This is a genomic window from Phaeodactylibacter xiamenensis (assembly GCF_000759025.1).
Taxonomy (GTDB): Bacteria; Bacteroidota; Bacteroidia; order Chitinophagales; family Saprospiraceae; genus Phaeodactylibacter; species Phaeodactylibacter xiamenensis.
Map to the genome: position 1 here is coordinate 38,440 of NZ_JPOS01000020.1, position 20,722 is coordinate 59,161.

Here is a 20,722-nt window from a genome sequence, read left to right on the forward strand (position 1 = left end):
CGCTGCATACTACTGCACCGGATCTACCTGGACAAAAAAGGTACAGCCCCCCATCCTTCACACCAGCTCCCCCAGCACCGGCGTGCCTGCCTTCCCCGGCGACTGATTAAACAACCGGGCATAAGCTGCATAAAGCTCCGGTAACTGTGCCTGAAAAGCGGCAGGCCAGGTGAAGAAGTGGACTATGCTTACCGGGCGGAGCGGAATGGGGTCTAGGTTGATCCATTGCTGTATCCAGGCCTGGCTAAAGCCGCTGATTTGCTGTAGCTCGAGCCAGTGGTCTTCGGTCAGAGGCGGAAAGCCGAATTCCGGGTAGGAGCGCTCGAAGACTTTAGCGTACTCGTGTAGCCCGATATTGTAGAAATTATGAGGCTCCAGAAAGCCTTTCATCAGCTGCTCAGCGGAGAAGAGAATGGCACCGTCTTCTTCGTAGATTTCGGAAGCGTGGTAGTTTTTGGGGTATTGCGGAGAAGGGAAAGGCTGCGGGAAAAAGATGAGGTGCTCAAATTTTGACAATAAGAAGTCTTTGCGGCCAAAGGTGAGCTGTACCGCACAGATGGCAGCGACAGCCTTGAGGTCTTCTGTGACCTCATCCATGCCTTTTGCCATAAAGTCATTGGCTTCCATGTACAGGCGTACCCGGCGGCGGAAGCGCAGCTTTTCAGGATCAGCCAGGTGTTGATAATAAGGCAGATGGCGTTCCAGCAACCCACGCAGCTTGGGGGGCATATCCGGTGGCCGGCGGGTCCACCACCACCAGTTGATCTGTGGGCTCAGGATGTAGATAAAGGCCAGCGCAATCACAAAGGGCACGACGTAAATACTGTAGCTGGAATGGGCTTCCCAGGCCAGGAACAGAAACAGAATGGCCCCGAGTACAAAGGGGATGGATAAAATGCGTGCCGGCATATGCTGGTTTTGAAGGGGAAATTACAAAATCAGTTAACACTTCGGGAGGAATCGTGTTTCATTCCTGTTGCCAAAATCATTGCCATGATAGCTGAAGCCTTTGCCCGCTATTTTCACTTTATTAGCATTCTGACCATGTCCTTTGCGATTGCCGGAGAAGCCTGGCTCATCCGGCCGCGCCTGCAACGCCGCACGGTACAGCAGCTATTTGTACTGGATGGTGTATACGGATTAAGTGCCCTGGCTATTGTGGGCGTCGGTCTGCTGCTATGGTTTGGGGTAGGCAAACCTGCGGAGTACTACACATCCAACTGGCTTTTTCATTTAAAGCTGGGGCTCTTCACTGCCTTAGGGCTTTTGTCGATCTTTCCAACCGTATTTTTCTTTAAAAACCGGAAGGGAGAAGAAACAGACTGGGTGGAGATTCCGGCCCGCATCCGGCTCATGATCCGCCTGGAACTGGCGTTGCTGTTCTTCATCCCGCTTTGTGCCACGCTAATGGCACGCGGGTTTGGGCAGATGAGTGGATAGGGATATGAAAAGGTATTTTAAGCAAAAGTTAACTGTTACTTAATTTCCGCACAAGCTGGAAGTTTCAACTTAATACCCATCTTTGCGTTGCCCTGACCAATACCGAAACATCAGAACATGGAGCGAGCGACCATAACAGGCAGGGTATATGTACAGCAAAACGATCTTCAAAAAGGTATCGTCGGCGTAGGCGTTTCCGATGGCAAAGTAGTGGTGGAAACGGATGCAGATGGGTATTACACCTTGCCAAGGCCTAAAGCGGAAGGTGTCATTTTTATTACCAAGCCCGCCGGGTACGAGCTGCCGCTCAATGCCCACAATCAACCACAGTTTTTCCATTTTATCCGGCCAGCGGGCAGCCCCAATAATGCCGAGCTGGAATACGAGGGCTTCAAACCTGCACCCCTGCCCGAAACCATTGATTTTGAATTGCTGCCGGGCCGGCGGCAGGAGCAGTTCCGGGCGGTCTTTTTTGGCGATATTCAGCCTAAGACGGAGGAGGAAGTAGGGTTTTTCCGGCAGCTTATGGTACAGCACCTTCTCCATCAGCCCATGGACTTTTTTGTGCCGCTGGGGGACATTGCCTGGGACGGACTTGCGCTCTATCCGGAGATCAGGGAAGCACTTGCCGGGATTGGAAAGCCTTACTACACGGTCTGCGGCAACCACGATATCAACCTGCGGGCTTCAGACCCGGCATTCAGCCGGGAGACTTTTCAGCGCTACTTTGTGCCGACCTACTATGCCTTCGACTACGGACAGGTACACTTTGTGGTGCTCGATGATATCGGCTACACCGGCTGGGATACCGAGTACGATACCTTCGGTATTACCCAGGGTTACCTCTCCCCGCAACAACTCCGATGGCTCCGCAATGACCTGGAAACCATCCCCGAGGAAAAACTGGTGGTGCTGCTCATGCACATTCCTATCTATACCGATATCCTACCGGCTGATACCTACCGCAATATTCAAAACCGGGACGATCTGTTTGATATTTTGGACCACCGCAGGCAAGTGCTGGCGCTGGCTGCACATACCCACTTTGTAGAGCATGTTGATTTGCGCGAAGGTGGCTGGTCTGGAGAGGGCACCTTTCAGCATCTGGTATGTGGTGCAGCTTGCGGGGCATGGTGGAAGGGCCCCAGAGACTGGACGGGGTTGCCCGTTCGCCTGGGCATGGATGGTACACCCAATGGCTTCTGGATTTTCGATTTTGATGGGGCGGCTTATACCTATCGCTTTCAGGCGGCAGGCCAACCCTCGCATGAGCAGGTGGGAGTTCGGTCGCCCATGTCAGGCCCGATAGCTATCTGCACGGATGGCCAGGAGATTATTGCCAATATTTATGCAGCCAGCTACGAAGCGGCGGTCACCTGTCAGGTTGATGATGGCGTACCTGTGCCCATGAAGCGTACAGTGGAAAAAGACCCACTCGTTCTGCATATGCTGGAGCAATATCCGGAAGAATACTCGCATTGGATGAAAGCCAGGGATTGTGCCCATCTGTGGAAAGCCCCACTCCCGGACCACCTAAAACCGGGTGTGCACACCCTTACTTTCACTGCCATGGAGCCGGATGGGCGAATTACAACAGGAAAGCATAATTTTCGAAAATCAGAATAGGCCCGACCAGAGCCTACTCATTCCCATTAAAGGTATACCTGGAAATTTTCAGGTCCCTGTTTTCGCCGGGCCTTAAAATCATTAGCCCCTCTATCGCAAAGGAACAGTTCCTTCTATTTGATGATTTTCTGTCTTTGAAATACGGTGTTTCCAGACTCTAATGAAAGGATATAAAGCCCGGTTTCGTAAGGCTTCATGTCCAAAGCAAGGGTATGCTTTTGTGTAGGAGGGAGTGCCCTGCGGTATACGGTTTGCCCAAGGGCATTGCGGAGTACCAGCTGTGAGTTTCGGACTTCTGACAAGCCCTCCACTTGCACGGTCAGCTCTTCCTGCACCGGGTTAGGAAAGGCGTGCAACGCAGCTGCTATGGGTTGGAAGTCTGTGGCATTGACCATGATGGAGTCCAACGTAACCACTTCCAGGTCATCCACATAAAAGCCATCGAGCTGTATGAAGTTGTCAGAGGCCATCAGGAAGCGGATGGAAACGGACTCGCCGAGGTATTCGGTCAGGTCAATCTCTTCCTGTACCCACTCATTTTGAATGCCCTGATAGAGCGGCTCTGCTGGTTGAAAGCCTCCGTTGCCGGTCACGGTATAGCGGCCGCAGAGTGGGGTCCAGCTATTGCCGGCATCAGTGGAAAGCTGCACCTGAGCGTAGTCGTAGTCTTCTTCGGTTGCCCATCGGGCCTGAAAGCGCAGGAAGGCTTTGCCGGCTTCTTCATTCAGGGCCAGGTTTTCATTCAGCGTCAGCAGGTTGGTTGTTCCGGCAGGGTAATTGCTGAAAGGGCTGTCGGTGAAGGAATTGGGGGCGGAGACAAAAGCCTCTGTGGTCAGCGCCCAGGAGCCACTGGTTGTCCAGTTGGACGGGCTATCCATAGGGTCTGCGAAGACTGTATTGGTTTCGCCATTGAGGTAGGTTTTTTCCAGGGTGTCGCGGTAAATGTATCCGCCATAATCCAATGCAATAGCGAAGCGCAACTCTTCAATAATGGCTGATCCCGGCATCACCATATAGTCGAAGGAGTAGCCTGTGCTTTCCAACAGATCAAGGGTGAGCACCTGCGGGGCGGAAGCCACTACTACATTTGAGCTACCGGCGGTAACGCTCAGGGTGGCGCTGCCATCCTCCAGCCCAAACCGCTGTATTTCCAGCGGGATGGTACCCTGCAAACTGCTGAGGGTTTCCGGCGTTTCGTCCCGGACTTCAAGGTAATAATGGACGAGGTTTGCCATGGCCAGGTTTTGCCAAAGCACGCCCTTATTCAACCGGTCTATGGCTGAGGCAGGGGGCCAGAAACCGAAAGTGCCGGGGCCGACTTCCGGGGTGTAGGAATAGGCCTTATCCTTAGTTTCCATTTCGCCGTACATCCAGTCGTCGCTGCCCCCATTGACCACGTAGCCTACGGTTTCGGTGCCGGTGCCCAGCCTGAAGTCGTTGAAACGGTTCATCACATTGCCCATGCCTTTGAAAAGGGCATCCTCGCTGGTGGGCACATCGTTGTAGCCCCAGGGGTGGATAAGGAGATTGCCAAAGGTGTGGTAGTTCAGTATAATTTTGAAGTTATGCAGCTCACAGAAGGCTTTTGCCGCTTGTGTTTCGGGTTCGGAGAAAGGTGCATCCCCCCTAAAGACCTGACTGTTAGGGTCAGGAGAGGAGCCGCTGTTGTCAAAACCCCACTCGAAGCCATAGTTACGGTTGAGGTCAACTCCAAAAACATTGCCACCAAAGGGGCGGCGGTTTTTACGCCAAAGCCCGCCTCCCTGCGGCATAATTTGTTCATTGTACACGTAGCCATCCGGGTTGAGGCAGGGGATGAAGTACATGGCGGTGTTGTTGAGCAGAAACTGCACCTGAGGGTCGGAGTGATAATTCTCCAGGAGATGCCACATGTAGAAAATCAGCTGAGAAAGGCTGTTGGGTTCCCGCGCATGATGGAGGGCGGTGTAAAGCACCTTGGGCTCGGCAGGCTCGTCTGTAGCTGCATTATCGGAGATGCGGAGCCAGTAGATGGGGCGCCCTTCAAAGGTCGTGAATGTATCAATTGGTGTGACAGGTGTGATGAGCTCGGGGAAGAGATCATGCATACGCTCCAGTTCGGTTAGCATCTCATCGTAGGTAAAGTAGCCACCCATCGTGCCGTCTACGTAGTTTTCGGGCGTAGGGATATCCGCGAAGGGGTCATCAGTGGTACAATCACCATTGCGGAACCCGGTTTGCTGAGGCTGCTGCTGATAATAAGCGCCTACATCTTCAATGGCAATTTGGTAGGGAATGCCCGCGGCTTCCAGCAGTTGCACTTCCCTTTCGGAAAAATCATTCACGAGGAAGGCGCCCGGGCGGATAATGCCGTGGTCGGTCTCCAGCCCGAGTGCGCCCACTTCCTGAATGCCGTGGCGGGACAGGTCGACACGTACCCGGTGGTAAGTGGTTTGTGCTGAAATGAATTGTGCTCCAAAGAGGAGAAGGGCGAAGGGTAGTAGCAGTTGCCTCATGGGTTCGTTGTTTCAATATTAATCCGAAACGAACATAAGACAAAATTCTGGCACTCTGGTTGGTTGGAAAACCTGATTTGGACAAAAGGCTTGCAGAAAGACGGCTTATTCTTCCCGGATCAGGGCTGAAACTCGCATCGAACGAAGCGCGGGCGGCAGAGCAGCCAGAAAACCAATGGCGATTACTGTAATCGAAACGGTCACAAAGTCTGTAAAACGCAGGCTGATTGGATAAGCTTCGACAATGAAGTTGCCGGGCACGGTAATAAGCCCGATGTACTTTTGGGCGGCATAAAGCCCGAGTGCCAAAACGATACCTATACCCAGCCCCAGCAGGCTCAGCAGCACACCTTCGGCCAGAAAAATATCGCGGATAGTCGTTTTCAGCGCCCCCATAGATCGAAGAATAGCAATATCCGGCTGCTTTTCCAGCACGATCATCCACAGGGCCCCGATCATGTTGAAGGAAACCAGAAGCAACATCAGGCTGGCAATGGCGTAGCTGAGCCACTTCTCTATCTGCATAAGCTTTAGGAAAGCCGCCTCCTGCTCAAAACGGTCTTTGACCTCATAGTCTTCGCCAAGCAAAGTACCGATTTGGGTGACTGCATCTCTGGAATCCACGCCCTCCTGCAAGCGAATTTCAATAGCGCTGACCTCATTGGCATCCGCTTCAAGCAGCCCGCGTGCAAAGCTGATGGGAGCGAGGACATATTCGTTGTTGAACTCGTGCTGAATGACAAAGGTGCCGCCCGGATAAATGTACCGGCGGCGGAAAGGCTGAAGCTGCCGGCTGAACATTCCCCGGCTTTGGCTTCTCCGGGGCATGTACACGCCCAGCTCAGTGAAAGGGTCGCCAACGTTGACGTTGAGTTTGTCCCGCATGCCCAGGCCGAGTATGGCAAAGTCTTTTTCGCCGTCTTTCAACCGGTATATACCTTCACGGACGGTAGTGTCAATACCCACCACCTTTTCGTAGTTGGGGGCCACACCCTTGAGGGTGCCGAAATCCTGGTTGTCTTTGTACTCGAAAAAGGCGACTTCCTCAAGGGAAGTGGTGACGGCGGCGACCTCCTCCAGTGCCAGCAGTTCTTCCAGCATCACCGTATCTGCTGCGAAGGTCTTGCCTTGCGCAGGAGTGACCTTCACATCCGGGTTGAAGTTGCTGTACATCGTCGCGATCAGGTCTTCAAACCCATTAAATACGGAAAGCACAAGGATGAGCGCCGCTGACCCTACTGCAATACCAAGCACCGCAATACCGGTGATGATATTGATAGCGTTGGTTGATTTTTTAGCAAGCAGGTAGCGGCGGGCGATCCGTATGGAAAACTGCATATTAAGGTTAATTACTAGCGCTCTGTAGGGCGTGTGGGCAGATTGGGTGTCTTGATGGTCCGGAGCATGCCGCGCTGTTCCTCGATCATCACGTTATGCTCGTTGTTCATATACTCGTACTCTTGGATCAGCTTTTGAATGTCCGCATTCATTTCTTCGAAGTCCGCGATACGGTTTTCCACAGGGTATCCTTCCACTTTAAGCCGTTCCAGCAGGTCATCGTGCTTTTTCAGGACTTCCGCCTGATGCCCGAAGAAGCCCTCGTGCTTTTCCAACAGCCTTTCGTGGTTTTCCCGAAGCTGGCTATGCAGGGAGTCGGTGCCGATTTTGTTGGGCTGACTGTCATACTGCTCCCGTAGCGCTGTGTATTCCCCCTTGGTCTGATCGAAGCTGTTGCGGTAGTACTTCAGGGAGGTGCGTGCCTCTTCGTACTGCTTTTTCAGCTCTTCAAACTTAACCTCCTGCTCATTGGTGCAGGCTGTAAATGCAATGGCGATAAGTGCCAGTAAAAAAGAAATTCGTGTAAGGTTCATGGTATGCATAAGATTGTTAATTGAAATCTTCTTCTCCTTCCTGTAAAACATCTGCCGGCTCAGGGCAGCCGTCCGGCCGTGAGGTGGTCAGGTATAAATCAATAGAGGACCCTTTGACGACCATCTGTCCGGGAACAAACTCCGGCTCCTGCCGGTAGACAAAGGCGCTGCTTTCCGCACCTTCTGCCCCGGAAGTTTGTCCGAGAGCAAGATTGGATGTGGTCAGCAGGAATTTTGCTTCGTCAAAACGCTTGCAAATCAGGTCCGGCAGGGCTACTTCATTGGTAATACGTTCTGTGATCACGAACTCAAGTGTCGAGCCTCGTGGGACTTTGACGCCCCGGCGCAGCATATCATCCGTGATTTTGAGCCCGTTGTGGAAAAAGTGCAGCACTGTGTTTTCCTCCTGTTTATTGTCAAATATCCGCTCTTGTATGCGGGTCTTCACGTCAATGCGTTTAAGCTTGGTCCGGTATTGATCAAAGTTATACCCGGCACGCATTAGTGTGGGCAACAGCACGGAATCAGCCTGAGCCCGGTACTTACTCACGTAAATGGTCCGGCCTTCCTTAGCCCGCTGATTGGGCATAGGGTCCTGCTGGTAAATCGTATTGGGGCGTTTATTGCTATCGAAAAAGGAATCAATAGCGACAATCCGAAAGTTTTGTTTTTCAGCTTTGCGCATCGCGTCCCGCATATCCATACCGGTATAGTCAGGGACCTGAATAGACTCCCCGTGGCGGGTATAAATTTTGAGGGACCAACGCACGATGTAAATGGAACCAAAGACCATCAGCAGGATACCGGCAAAGTTGCGGAGAAAAACGGGGGACTTCAAAAACTGCCAGGTTTCCGCCATAAACATTTTAGCCTTAGCCTTTACCTGTTCTGCCAGCGGGCTGGGTGGCCCGGAGCCCGGGCGTTGGCTGTTGGAGTGGTCCGGAGAGGCAGACTTGGTATCCTCATTCATAGTGATCGGATTGTGAATCGGTTGAGCTGAGGCCTTGGCTTCAGCCGGTACGTGTTGAATATCGGTGTCAGGTATATGCAAAGCGCTGCTAATCACCTGGTGTAGCATGCCGGCCGGGGTCTGTCCTGCCGCAGCAAGCTGCACGCCAAATAAGCTGTGCGGGGTGACCGGTGGTTGCAAATTGACATCAAAAATACAAACCTCAGGTGCTTTGCCATCCTGCAAATGTACAAAAGCATCGAGATTGGCAGGGCTTTTCAGGTCGAGGAGGCGTACGGCTTTTTCCAGCTGTTGCTGAATACTCCACCTCAGCCCTTCATCGGAGGCAAAACGTGCCGGAGTATAGCTGTATTTTGTAGCCTGCTCATACTTTTCTGCCGAACGCATAATGTGCCCGCCGGACCGTACTTCGGAAATGGGCAGCCAGCTATATGATAGGGTACCTTCAGGAGATGATAACGGGCAAACATGCGCACTGATCTCCATAAGGTAGTACCCGGCTTTGCGCGAAATTTGCGGAGCTGCGACCATTGCTGGCTTTTGCGGGAAAAGGGTCCCCGGAGAGAGCCGTAGTATCCGACGGGCTTCCTGGCCATCCTCCGGGCTCGTCCTGAAAAGCAGGCGCGTGTAGGCCTGCAGTTCTGCACGGGTGGACAAAAACTGTACCCCTGAGCTGTATTGTCCGTTGAGGGGGCGAACGATCATAGGGTAGCCAACCTGGCTTTCGAGGCGGTTTAGCGCTCCCGCAACGTCTTTTTCGTATTCCGTCCGGGTTAGCCTTAGCTGGTTAGGGACCGCAATACCATTTCTGTCCAGCGTCTGCAGTAATTGGTATTTATCTGCGCAAAGCCGGGCGGCCTGCTCCGTTGCCCCGTTGTGAGGCAGCTTTACTTTTGCCAATTGGTCCAACAGGGCAATAGGGGCGTCGGTAGCTGCAGGCAGCGTAAGCCAAACATACCCGGCTATGGCAGGCCATTGATTGACCGGGCAGGGCTCTGCCATTTTGGGGTAGGCCCGGTTGCTGTGTTTTGCAATGAATGCCTGTAGCGCATCGTCAAATTGGGGGGGTGTGCCCGGATGGCTGCATAGCTGGTGAAGTTCCGGCATCGATGCGGTTAGAAAAGGATGGAGCGGCAGCCGAAAGTAATGAATGCCGGTATCCGTAACCGTCTGCCAAATGGGAATAGGTCGAAAGCCCTGCATCCCGTCCAGCCATTGAAAGACCTCCCGCGCACTTTCCAGCGACAGCCCGCCTCCGTAGCCAAAGCCGCCACAGACCAGGGCGATACCGGTTTCTTCAACAGGCTCTGCGGGTGGCAGCCCTTCCGTATCATTGGCAGACTTAAGAGCTGCTTGTATGAGGAGCGTCAGTGCCTGAGCTGGGGGGAGTCCCAGTTGTCCGAACCCCGCCCAAACCGGAGCTTCAAGATTCCAGTCCGGCTGACTACTGACGCGATCGATAATGAACTGCCCGTCCGGCAGGCTATAGCCACTAATTTGGGCGAAAGCCCGGAGTTGCAGGCGCTGAAATACTTCGGTGACCAGCTGAGGGATATGGTCCGTAAATCCCGCGTTGGCATATACTTCGGGGACCTGGGGGGGCAATACCAGCAGCCCGCTTTCGGGAGCAGCCAGGACGCTGCAGGTGAAAGGTATGCCCTGAGGCACTTGCTCAATGAGGACTTTTTCCTGCAAGCTCTTCCGGTGGCTGCGCAGACGGAATTCGGTAACTGACGGGTGGCTTGCCGCCGTATTGAGGTACTCAAAAAGTTGCTGAGGGGCGTCAATGACGACTTTTTCCTCCGTGGTCTGCACTTCTACCGGAAAGCCCGTTCCGTCCTCTAAGTCACCCAGCAGGCGAATGGTCTCCCGGCGTTCAAAACTGTTGCTGTCGCGCCATTCTGCAGCTGGCAGAATTTCTTCAAAAAAGGCCCGGTTAATGGCGAGTTCAAACCGCTCAAGGTCATCGGGGTGCTGGAGCTGGGTCTGCCCGGCTAGGGTGGGAATATCGCCAGGGCGGACCCAAACAGGGTGTTGGAGTTCGGTGTTTACGCGCTGGGGCAAGGTGCCGGAAGTGTGCCCGGTCCATTCTTCCCGGTTTATAGCAATCGCCGGGGTGGTGGAGAAATCGTGAAGGTCGAGCAAATCCCGCAGGCGGGTCCGGTCAGCAGTGTAACGGCAGGCCGCTGGGGTAAAGCCGTTGTAGGGGACGCCCAGTTCTTCGAGTTGCTCCTGAAGCTGCCCGTCTTCCGCAAAAGCGCCTTGCATGGCAATCCAGGCGAAGTCAACGCTGGCTGGTAAATCAGACCAATCCAGGGGCTTTTCCAGATGCAGCCACTCGGGGTGGGCCGGCAGAGATTCCTGGCTAAGGGAAAAGCCGTCGGGCAGCGCCTGATTGGCTGCAAGCAAAGCCTTTATACTCGTTGCGTTGAGCGCAGCAGGCTGCATCTGCAGTAGTTGCCCCCGGGCATCGATCAGCAAGGGGACCGGTTCAAAAAGGGAACGGTCCAGCAGGGCATAAACCGACCGGGCGTTCGGCAGGGAACGATCACGCTCGCGGGAGGGGCCACCAAACAGAATGCCTATTTTCATACGGCGTTGTGGGTTTTCGGCTGTAAAGGTAAGGAAGTCTGTCAGAATATCGGGTGTGTAGCTCAGGCGTAGAATGCGTATGTTTGCAGCTCAAACGGGCATTTATGAACCGAGAAATCCTACGGCTGGCCATTCCCAATATCATCAGCAACATATCGGTGCCGCTCCTGAGCAGCGTGGATACAGCACTGATGGGGCGCATGTCAGAACTGCATATCGGAGCAGTGGGCATCGGAGCGATGCTGTTCAATTTCATCTACTGGAATTTCGGTTTTCTGCGCATGGGCACAACGGGCCTGACAGCTCAGGCGTACGGGCAGCAGTCGGATGAAGAAGTGGCGCACACCCTGGGGCGGGCACTGTTGGTAGTATTTGCTGTGGCGACCTTGCTGTTGCTGTTGCAATGGCCTTTGGGTGAAGCCGGTATACAGCTGATGAATACGGAAGACCGGCAGGCTGGCCTGGTCCGGCAATACTTTTTCATCCGGATTTGGGCGGCCCCGGCTACCCTCGGGCTCTACGCCCTCATGGGCTGGTTCTTTGGTTTGCAGAATGCTATCTTTCCGCTGGTGCTGACCATCATCATCAACGCTGCTAATATCCTGCTAAGTGTTTACCTCGTAGAATATCGGGAAATGGGCGTAGCTGGTGTGGCTTACGGCACACTGATTGCTCAGTACATCGGGCTGACTGCGGCTTTTGGGCTGGCGTTTTACCGCTATGGGCATCTGCTGGGGCACTTTCGGTTGCGGGCGATTAGTCAGTGGGAAAAGCTGCTCGGTTTTCTGCGTATCAATGCCGATATTTTCATTCGCACGCTTTGCCTGACTGGTGTCTTCGGATTCTTCTACTCTCAATCTTCCGGGCAGGGCGAAATGGTGCTGGCGGTAAATACCATCCTGCTGCAATACCTCAACTGGATGTCGTACGGCGTAGATGGCTTTGCGTACGCGTCGGAAAGCCTGGTGGGCAAATATAAAGGTGCAGCAGACCACCCCAAAACCCGCCGGGCGATCAAGCTTTCCTTTGCCTGGGGTATGGGGCTGGCGGCTTTATTCAGCCTGGGATACGGGCTGGGCGGAAATGGGCTGCTCCGGTTATTCACCAATCAGGCGGATGTGATCCTCGCTGCTCAACCTTTTCTTTTTTGGATGGTGCTCTTCCCGCTGCTGGGTACGCCGAGTTACATTTGGGATGGCGTATACATCGGGCTCACGGCTTCCAAAGCTATGCGGAACAGTATGCTGCTGGCGTTTGTTACTTTCCTGCTGGCGTACGCGGCGGCACGCGGGTATGGCAATCATGGCCTCTGGCTGGCGATGTTGGTCTTCCTGGTGGCACGGGGCGGATTCCAGTATTGGCTTTACCACCGCAAAGGACTGACACTGAACTGATTCATCATGACGATTAAGATAGCGAAACCGGATAAGGAACCGGAGATTTTTTACTCTATTCAGGGCGAGGGAAAAAATATGGGTCAGCCCAGTATTTTCGTCCGTACCTCTTTGTGCAACCTGCATTGCAGCTGGTGCGATACCGATTACACCTGGAACTGGGAGGGTACCCGTTTTACCCACGATAACGATGTGCTGCCCGGCTACCGGAAGTTCAAAAAGGAGGATGTCATTGCAGAGATGAAGCTGGAGGAAGTAGTGGAGGCGATACAACAGTATCCCTGCAAAAACGTAATCCTCACCGGCGGCGAGCCTATGCTGCAACAACCTGCGCTTGCCGCGCTGATGCAGGCGCTTGGCAGAAACTACTGGTTTGAGGTGGAAACCAACGGGACTTTACTGCCGGACCCTGCCTTCGAAGCGGCAATCCATCAGTATAATGTTTCACCTAAACTGTCGAACTCCAATAACAGTCAAAAGCTTCGGGAGCGGCCAAAGGTATACCGGTATTTCGCTCAAAGCGACAAAGCCCACTTCAAGTTCGTAGTGGCCACCCCGGCAGAGTTGGAGGAGGTGCAGGATTTGATCGATCGCTACGCCATCAAGCCCTCCCGGGTCTATCTGATGCCGGAAGGGACGAATACAGACCGGCTGGCCGAAAAGCAGGCGTGGCTGGTGGAGGCTTGCAAAGCGCACGGGTTTAACTTCACAAGCCGGCTGCACATCTTTATCTATGGCAATATGCGCGGGGTCTGAAAACAGTGAAGGGCAACCCCGGCGGGATTGCCCTTCACTATTTTTCAAATCAAGGTGTCAACCTTATCAAATGGATTATTTGCGGATAATCAGCTTCTTTGTCAGCTGTCCGTTAGCTGTGCGCAGGCTTACGGCATAGATGCCACCTGGCAGGTCTGCGGTTTCCAGGCGCATCTGACGGGCACCACTGGGGAAACGTACCTGCTGCAGCAGTTGCCCCTGCAGGTTGAAGAGCATGACGTCCGCCTGCTGTTCTACCGGGCGGTCCAGTTGAAGCGTCACCTCATCCCGGGTAGGGTTGGGGAAGAGCGACAAATCGTTGTTCAGCCCTTCTTCACGGGTATTCACTACAGCGCCTTCGTCAATGACGATATTGAAGGTTTCGGTACCGATAAATCCTCCGTCCGGATTCTCCAGGACAAAGACAAACTCATCGGCTTGCGTATCGCTGCCATCGTGTACATAAACAAGGTTGAGCGACTCGATGGTCTCCTGTGTGAAATGATCATTGACGGCCAGCTCAAAGCCACCGCGGAACAGTTGCCCGTGCTCCGGAAGCGTAATGATTCTGTACTTGAGCTGTGCGGCGCCATAGGTTTCGTCTGAAGCGCTGAGCTCAGCGGTGGTAACGGTATTGCCACCCCCCGGAGGTACGTTGAGTGGTTCATTGGTCAGCAGGCTCGGCTTAGCAGGTTCCGCTGTAGCACAGAATTCGATGGACCAGCTTTCGATAGCGCCACCGCCGCCGCTGCCAACAGCTTCTACTTTTAGTTGCCATTCGCCGGCAGTGCCTTGTCCGTCAAAGTCGGAGAGGCTGCCTTCCGGCTGAGCAATCTGGCCTGTTAGTGGAGGGCAGTTGATGCCAAAGGGCGCTTCGTCGTCAAAGCCAAGGCGGATCAGTCCCGTACTCAGGCAGTTCTGATCAAAGAGGAGGACCTCCGTGTTTTCCGGGCTGATCAGCGATACCTTCAGGTTATTGACCGGCTGATAGGAAATCTCCACATCAGAAAGGTTGATGTCACTAATGGTCCCGTTTTCGAGTATATCCAACCGTGAGATTTTCACATTGGCATTAGAGCTGATGTTAATCGGCAGGTCTGAAGCCGCGTAGTCTTCACAGGAAATGCTGGCTGTACGGAAGACAAAAGGGTCAAGCCATTCGCCGGGGCCACACTCTTCGCTTAACGGGCGAATACGCCAGTAGAAAAACTGATTGTTTTCGAAAATAATATCGTCAGGTACGAAGTCAGTCGTTTCCACGATATTGCTTTCGGTGTAGATGACGGCATCGCCGAAAGCCGGGCTTGTAGCCAGCTCGAAATCATAAAGGTCGGCATCCGGGACCTCATTCCAGCTAAAAGGCGTGGACAAAACTATATCTGCCGAGCCATTGGCAGGTGACAGCATTTCAAGTTCGGAGAAGTCGTTGGAAATCGTAGACAAATTCAGGAAACGTACGGCGGGGGGCAGGCTATCTGTTATCCCCGTGATTTCCAAAGAGAAGGTGTCTTCCACAAAAGTTCCCCAGTCAATCGTCAGGGTTGTGGCGTTACCTGGCGCCACCGGATTTTCGCTAAAGGTTACGATGGCTTCAGCAGGCAGGTCGCCATCTAAGGATAGCGTGATCGGCTGATCAAAGCCAAGGAAGGCTTCGGTACTGATATCAATGGACGTCACCTCAGGCAGGCATATCGGGCTTACAGACTCAGGGGTGAGTGTCAATGCGAAACCCGGTACCGTTGCAGGCGCGATTTCGAAGTCTGCATTGGAGATATCAAAGAAAATATTGTCAGCGGCTTCTACACGGATGCGTGCGTCCGTAGAAACGGCATCGGGAACGGTAATGAAAGCGCTGCCATCGTTAGGTGTGCCTTCCAGCAAAGTGAAAGGATAGGTCTGCCCGCCATCTACGGATAGCTTGATATCGACGTGGTAGCAGCGCACCCGGTTGTTGTCGGTATTGGCTACATCCCAGCGTACTTCCTGATAATCGCCTACAGTCCAGACTACCGTATCGGAGTTAGGAATCTGAACGCGGAATGGCCCGGAGGTTTCGTCCGATTTGAAGGCTACGGCATCCCATACGGCATTTCCGCCCTGAGGGTTGTTGTCCCGAACGGTGCAGCGGAAGGTCAGGTTACGCCCGTAATCAGGCAGGATTTCGGTGTTATCGAAGTTGTTGCTAATGATTTTATTGAGCCGTGGAAAAACCCGGGTTGGAGATTCCACCGGGGAGAAGGACCGGAAGAGCGGGCTGTCCCCCTGAGGGTTACCCAGGCCTACATCATTAGGGCCCAGGTTGTACTGTTCCCAACAGTAGGTGATCGCATCTCCATCGGGGTCTGAACCTGCTGCGGTTAATTCAAAAGGAGTACTCAGAGGGATCCAGAATCCATCTTCCAGTGGGATTTCCACAGTAGGCTCTGCATTGGTAGTTGGGGTTTTTGTGGGGCAATTATCTCCGTTGCCCTGACGGGTGTAGTTGAATATCTGCTCCAATGATCCGGTATGATAGTGGTCATCGGTCATATCGGTGATGTTATCATCCGGAGCACAAATGCCCGCATAAGCCATGATTGTGCTGCCACTACCGGGTTCGAATGCGGTGGCAGCAGTTACGTTCTGACAGCTGTTCATGGTGTGGGTTGCACTAAATTGGTGCCCAACCTCATGCGCGATGATATCAATCACAAACGGGTCGCCTTCTGGCAGGGTAATGCCGGATACACCGTTGGCTTTGTTGGTATTACAGGCAGAGCTCAGAGAAGCTACACCATTGCCTACAAAATCATTGTGTACATTGAGTACGTGCCCGATATCGTAATTGGGCAGACCTATGTTGGAATTGATGGCTATGCCCACCTGGCTCAGCAGCTCTGAAGTATTTCCGTTGGAAAGGTTGTCTGTTTCAGGGTCGGTAAAGATGATTAGGTCGTTATTTTCTACAAGTTCCAACCGGATAGAGGCGTCCCGTTCCAAAACTTGATTCAACCGGTTGACTTTAAGAACGATGGCTTCCAGGGCATCCTCTACAGTCCCCCCGTGGTACTGCGTGTACTCACCGGTAGCAGCCACCGCAAACCGGTAGGTGCGCAGGGTCGCTTGTGCCAGCAAACCCCGTTCGCTCACCTGGCTATCCTCAGCAAACCCCGCTTCCGCAGTGTGGTCTTTCACTTCACAGGTGAAACCCTGATACAGTTCAGTATTAGGGTTTTCCCGGGTGGCGTAGGTGATGTAAGCCGGGCCAGCCTGATCAATGTAAACGCGGCCATTATCCGAAAAAATGGTAGCATAAAAGCCCTTATTCGGGCCAAAGCCCAACCGAATAGACTCGCGTGGATTTTCAGGGTTCCATCCCCGGAACGTCTTGATGGCAGGGTAGCGTTGTGCAAGCCCTGCTGCCATAACTGGAGTTTTCACTATACTGAATGCCTTCAGGGTGCCGTCTGGCATTGGCATCAGGAGTTCAAGAGGCGATTCATCCGTGAACTCAGCTGGCGCTGCCCGCAGTGCCGTTCTGATACCCTGTAAATTGAGGTCAAAAGCCTCATAGCTGTCAACTTTGTATTGCCGTTCCTGCAGGGGTTGCTGCAGTGCTGACCGCGATTCAAGGGCGGTCCAGAAGTTCTGCTGCCCAATGGCTGGAAAAAGCACAGAAAGCAGAAGCAGATAAGTAAGCGTAAATCTCATTTTTAATGTTTTTTCAATTGATAGACAAATTCAAAGCGTAGCAGTTCTCAGCGGAGTGGAAAGTAACCTTATTTGTTCTTTTGGCCGGGGCTGTATATCATTACACCGGGCAGTGCATACGCTACTGCCCGGTGTTTGTTTTTAGAGCCTACTGTACCGCTATTTTGCGGCTGACCGTGCCTTGCTGCGTTTGTACGTTGAGAAAGTAAATCCCGCCAGGCAGCTGGCTGATGTCCAGTTCTAAGGTGCGGCTGACACTATTGAAAGCCTGTTGTGTAAGCATTTGGCCCTGCAGGTTGATTAACCGTAGTGCCACCGGCCCTTCCACCGCTTGCCCGAATGCGACATTCAGCCGGTCGGTTGCCGGGTTAGGGAAGACTTTGAGCGTTTGGTCCAGTTGCTGATCAAAAGTGCCCACTGTGGCATCCTCATCAATTTGAATGCTAAAGGCCTGGGTGGGAATCCATCCGCCCTCAGGGTTTTCCACAATGAAGGTGAACCCATCCGTGTCGGTATCGCTGCCATCATGGACGTAAGTCAGGTTGAACAGGTTGATGGTCTGCTGGGTAAATTTGTCGCCAACGCTGAGCAGGTCGCCACCACGGAAAAGCTGGCCGTTTTCGGGCAGAGTAACAATAGTGTACTCAATGTCTTGAGGAGTATTTACACTATCCTGTACTTCGAGCTCGTTTATCGTGATGGTATTTCCGCCACCGGGAGGCACTGCCAGGATTTCGTTCCGGATCACGGTAGGTGAAGATGGCGTTACTGCGGCACAGAACTCCAGCCCCCATTTTTCCAGTGCACCCCCACCCGTACCTTGCTGCAGGATCTCAATCTCGAGCGTCCATTCCCCAAAGGTGTCCTCTCCGTCAAAGGCAGTGAGGGGCTCGTGCGGCTTCACGGGGATTGTAGTAATCGGTGGACAGGCGATGGAGTTCGGGGCTTCATCGTCAAAAGAAGCCCGGAGCAGTGGTGAACCGAAGCAGGACTGGTCAAACAGGACCACGCGGGTACCAGCCGGACTGATAACCGTTACCCGAAGCACGTTGACGGTTTGGTAAGGAATCTCCAGGTTGTCAATATTAATGTCGCTGATCGTGCCGCTCTCTGTGATGAAAATTTTTGAAGTCCGTACCCCGGGGTTGTTGGAAAGGGTTACAGGTAAGTCAACCGGTAAGTTGTTTACACAGTCCACGGTGGAAGTCCGAAACGCGGAAGGTTCAAGATAATCGCCCGGGCCACAATCGTTCTCCGGGCGTATCCGCCAGAAGTAGAGCTCGTTTTGTTCAAAAAAGCCAGCTGGCTGATATGCTGCATCGGTCAGTCCGGAAGCCTCTTCAAATATGGTCGACTCCTCAAAAGTGGGGCTGGTCGCAATCTGAATATCATACCGGTCGGCGCTCGGTACATCCTGCCAGCTAAAATCTGTACTGAAAACAATACCGGATTGACCGTCCACAGGCGTGAGCATTTCCAGTGCCGAATAATCGCTGGACAAAGTGATCACGCGAATCTCCCGCAAAGAGGTATCGACACCCGGTATCACAGCCTGAACCATCAGGTTGATCGTATCTCTTCCCTGGTTTGGTGCGATATCCAGATTCAGGAAGGCAGATTCGCCCGCCGTAACTGTATTTGACGTAAAGCTTGCTGAAGAACCAGCGGGGAGCTCGCCGATAAGGCTCAGCGTCAGGGTGCTGTCAAAACCAAGGATGGAAGTGGTACTTACCTCTATGCTCAGTGCCTCGCTGGGCAGGCAGACCAACGGGAAGGTGGCAGGCGATACATTCATCGCATAGCCTGGTTCTGTAGCCGGCTCGATCGCAAAATCGAAGTCGTTGATGTCGAAGAAAATATTGTCGGAAGCTTTGATTTTGATCCGTGCATCGTTGGTTGACAGGTCTGGGACATCTACAAAAGCCGAGCCATCATTTGGCGTAGCTTCCAGTAGGGTGTATGGATAAGTAAATCCACCGTCCACAGACAGCAGCACATCCACATACTGGCAGTTTACCCTTGGGTTAGTGGTATTGGCGACATCCCAGGTCACTTCCCGGTACTCGCCACCGGTCCAACTCAGTCCTGTCTCATTGCCCGTCAGCACTACAAATGGCCCGGCTGTTTCGTCTGACCGGAATGCCACAGGCTGCCAAATAGTCGATCCATGATTAACATTATTGTCGCGTACGACGAATTGAAAAGTCAGGTCACGGCTATAGGTCGGCAATACTTCGGTGTTATCGGGATCGTTGTTGATAATCTTGTCTATTCTGGGGAACACCCGGGTATTTCCATTTGCAGAAGGGGGGAAGGAACGGAAAAGCGGCGCATTGCCAATTGGTTCGCCTATAGGTGAAACCGGGCCAAGGTCAAATTGCTCCCAGATGTAAGTGAGGTTATCTCCGTCTTCATCGGTAGCCGTCGCACGGAGCTCAAAGGGGGTGGAAATGGGGATGAAAAACCCGCTCTCATAAGGCATTTGTATTTCCGGTTCATGGTTTTCAGTAATGGTTTCCGTACCACAGGTGGCACCGGTACCCATTCTTGAATACCCGATCAGATCTTCAAGGGAACCCACATTATAGTAAGGATCACGGAAAGCAATATTCTGGTTGCCACAAGCACCAGCGTAAGACATGATGGTGGTTCCGCTGCCCGGCTCGTAAGCGTTGGCAGAGGATAGCTGATCCATGTTCCCGGGGCAATTGCTCCAGCTATGGCCTACAGAGAATTGGTGGCCGACTTCGTGAGCCAGGGTGCCCTGTGCAGTGAATACGAGGTTGCTGGAAGAAAAGCAGGTTACGGCCCTGCCTTTATTGAGAGTACAAACGCCCCCACCGGCTACGCCACCAACATCCGTGCAGCCACCGGTAAAAATATGACCAATGTCGTAGCTGTTAAGCCCAATCGCTCCATTCAGATACCCGGCGATTTGTCCCAGAAGCACCAGGCCTTCATTAGCGTTTTGGAAGGGGTCCGTGCCCGGGTTAAGGTGGATCAGCTGGTCATTATTAGGTACGAGCTCCATACTGACTGAGCCCTCGGTTTGGAGGACTTCATTCAACCGGTTGATGATGGTGGCATAGGCGCCAAGCACATCATCCATTGTGCCGCCCTGATTCTGAGCGAACTCACCGGTACAGGCCGCTGCCAGGCGGTAGGTCCGAAGCGGGAGGCTGGCACCGGAGAAGCTGCGGAAGGATAAAGCTTCCGGATTGCTGTTGCGGGGTTCTTCGCCAAAGTGTTCCTCGTGCATTTGATCATTAAACCCGCATGAAGCATCTGTAAAGGCATCAGGAGCTACATCCTTTTTGCTGTAGAAGGCATAATGCCGAACCTGCCCGGATGCATAAGGCTCAATGTAAAATCTGCCCTCCGGGGTTCTGATGCCAACTGTAAGCCCTTTGTTCGTGACCTCAAAACGGGCAGAAACAAAGGGATGGATCTTACTTATGGCGGTGTAAGCTTTGATGTGAGGGTACTTTTCAGCCAGTTCGGGCGCCATGATCCGGGATTCCACTACCTCAAATGGCTCTACTGTACCATCCGGAAGGGGCAGTTCCACTTCCGCCGGATTGTGCTGTGCAGCTGCGGTGAAGGCAAGTGGTGCATTAGCAACCTGCTGAATAAAAGACGCATAATCTAAAGCCAGCGTGCGGTATTGCTTTGCCGGGATCGCAACTTCAGCTCCCGGGGCGAGCATGATGCTTTGTTCACTGATATCAGTCCACAAGCTGGACTGTGCGTTCAAAAAAGGGAGTGCAAAAAAGCAAAGAAGAATCGTGAAAATGGGTTTCATACTTTTACAGTTATGCTGTCATGGCCGATATCAAAAACATAGGGTATAGCCTTGAAAGAAGTACCGGGCAACGGTCAGCCGCCCGG

Annotated in this window: 11 protein-coding genes; 4 read left to right on the plus strand and 7 right to left on the minus strand. The window is 53.1% G+C overall.

Translation table 11 applies throughout. The annotated features are described in order from the left end of the window. Nucleotides 1–57 precede the first annotated feature (57 nt). The gene (locus IX84_RS09430) at nucleotides 58–909 is read right to left on the minus strand and encodes a zinc-dependent peptidase (protein WP_044219322.1); all 852 of its coding nucleotides are present in this window, start codon (nucleotides 907–909) and stop codon (nucleotides 58–60) included. An 84-nt stretch (nucleotides 910–993) separates the two neighbouring features. Between IX84_RS09430 and IX84_RS09435 the strand changes: the two genes are divergently transcribed. Together IX84_RS09435 and IX84_RS09440 are read left to right on the plus strand one after the other, a co-directional pair. Further along, complete coding sequence (locus IX84_RS09435; RefSeq protein WP_044219736.1) at nucleotides 994–1,440, plus strand: DUF2214 family protein; 447 nt, start codon at nucleotides 994–996, stop codon at nucleotides 1,438–1,440. 117 nt (nucleotides 1,441–1,557) lie between these two features. Next, nucleotides 1,558–3,066 carry a calcineurin-like phosphoesterase C-terminal domain-containing protein gene (locus IX84_RS09440; protein WP_044219325.1) on the plus strand — a complete coding sequence of 503 codons (1,509 nt, stop codon included), beginning with the start codon at nucleotides 1,558–1,560 and terminating at the stop codon, nucleotides 3,064–3,066. Between the two features lie 113 nt (nucleotides 3,067–3,179). Here IX84_RS09440 and IX84_RS30875 read toward each other — a convergent pair whose 3' ends face one another. From IX84_RS30875 to IX84_RS09460, 4 genes are all read right to left on the minus strand, one after another. Continuing rightward, nucleotides 3,180–5,561 (minus strand): M14 family zinc carboxypeptidase, encoded by a 2,382-nt coding sequence (locus tag IX84_RS30875; RefSeq protein ID WP_052515902.1) that lies wholly within the window; start codon nucleotides 5,559–5,561, stop codon nucleotides 3,180–3,182. 105 nt (nucleotides 5,562–5,666) lie between these two features. Next, nucleotides 5,667–6,899: an ABC transporter permease gene (locus IX84_RS09450; RefSeq protein ID WP_044219327.1), complete on the minus strand. Its 1,233-nt coding sequence runs from the start codon at nucleotides 6,897–6,899 to the stop codon at nucleotides 5,667–5,669. Between the two features lie 14 nt (nucleotides 6,900–6,913). Next, on the minus strand, nucleotides 6,914–7,432 hold the full coding sequence (locus tag IX84_RS09455; RefSeq protein WP_152604981.1) for a hypothetical protein: 519 nt from the start codon (nucleotides 7,430–7,432) through the stop codon (nucleotides 6,914–6,916). Between the two features lie 16 nt (nucleotides 7,433–7,448). Continuing rightward, nucleotides 7,449–10,994: a PASTA domain-containing protein gene (locus IX84_RS09460; protein WP_044219332.1), complete on the minus strand. Its 3,546-nt coding sequence runs from the start codon at nucleotides 10,992–10,994 to the stop codon at nucleotides 7,449–7,451. A 104-nt stretch (nucleotides 10,995–11,098) separates the two neighbouring features. On the opposite strand from IX84_RS09460, the gene IX84_RS09465 reads away from it, so the two are divergent. Together IX84_RS09465 and IX84_RS09470 are read left to right on the plus strand one after the other, a co-directional pair. Next, nucleotides 11,099–12,388 (plus strand): MATE family efflux transporter, encoded by a 1,290-nt coding sequence (locus tag IX84_RS09465; RefSeq protein ID WP_044219335.1) that lies wholly within the window; start codon nucleotides 11,099–11,101, stop codon nucleotides 12,386–12,388. A 6-nt stretch (nucleotides 12,389–12,394) separates the two neighbouring features. After that, on the plus strand, nucleotides 12,395–13,144 hold the full coding sequence (locus IX84_RS09470; protein ID WP_044219338.1) for a 7-carboxy-7-deazaguanine synthase QueE: 750 nt from the start codon (nucleotides 12,395–12,397) through the stop codon (nucleotides 13,142–13,144). Between the two features lie 75 nt (nucleotides 13,145–13,219). Here the strand turns inward: IX84_RS09470 and IX84_RS09475 are convergent, their stop codons facing one another. Together IX84_RS09475 and IX84_RS09480 are read right to left on the minus strand one after the other, a co-directional pair. Then, nucleotides 13,220–16,834, minus strand: coding sequence for a reprolysin-like metallopeptidase (locus IX84_RS09475; RefSeq protein ID WP_044219340.1), 3,615 nt, complete (start codon nucleotides 16,832–16,834; stop codon nucleotides 13,220–13,222). A gap of 148 nt (nucleotides 16,835–16,982) precedes the next feature. Further along, nucleotides 16,983–20,636: a reprolysin-like metallopeptidase gene (locus IX84_RS09480; RefSeq protein WP_044219343.1), complete on the minus strand. Its 3,654-nt coding sequence runs from the start codon at nucleotides 20,634–20,636 to the stop codon at nucleotides 16,983–16,985. Nucleotides 20,637–20,722: the final 86 nt, after the last annotated feature.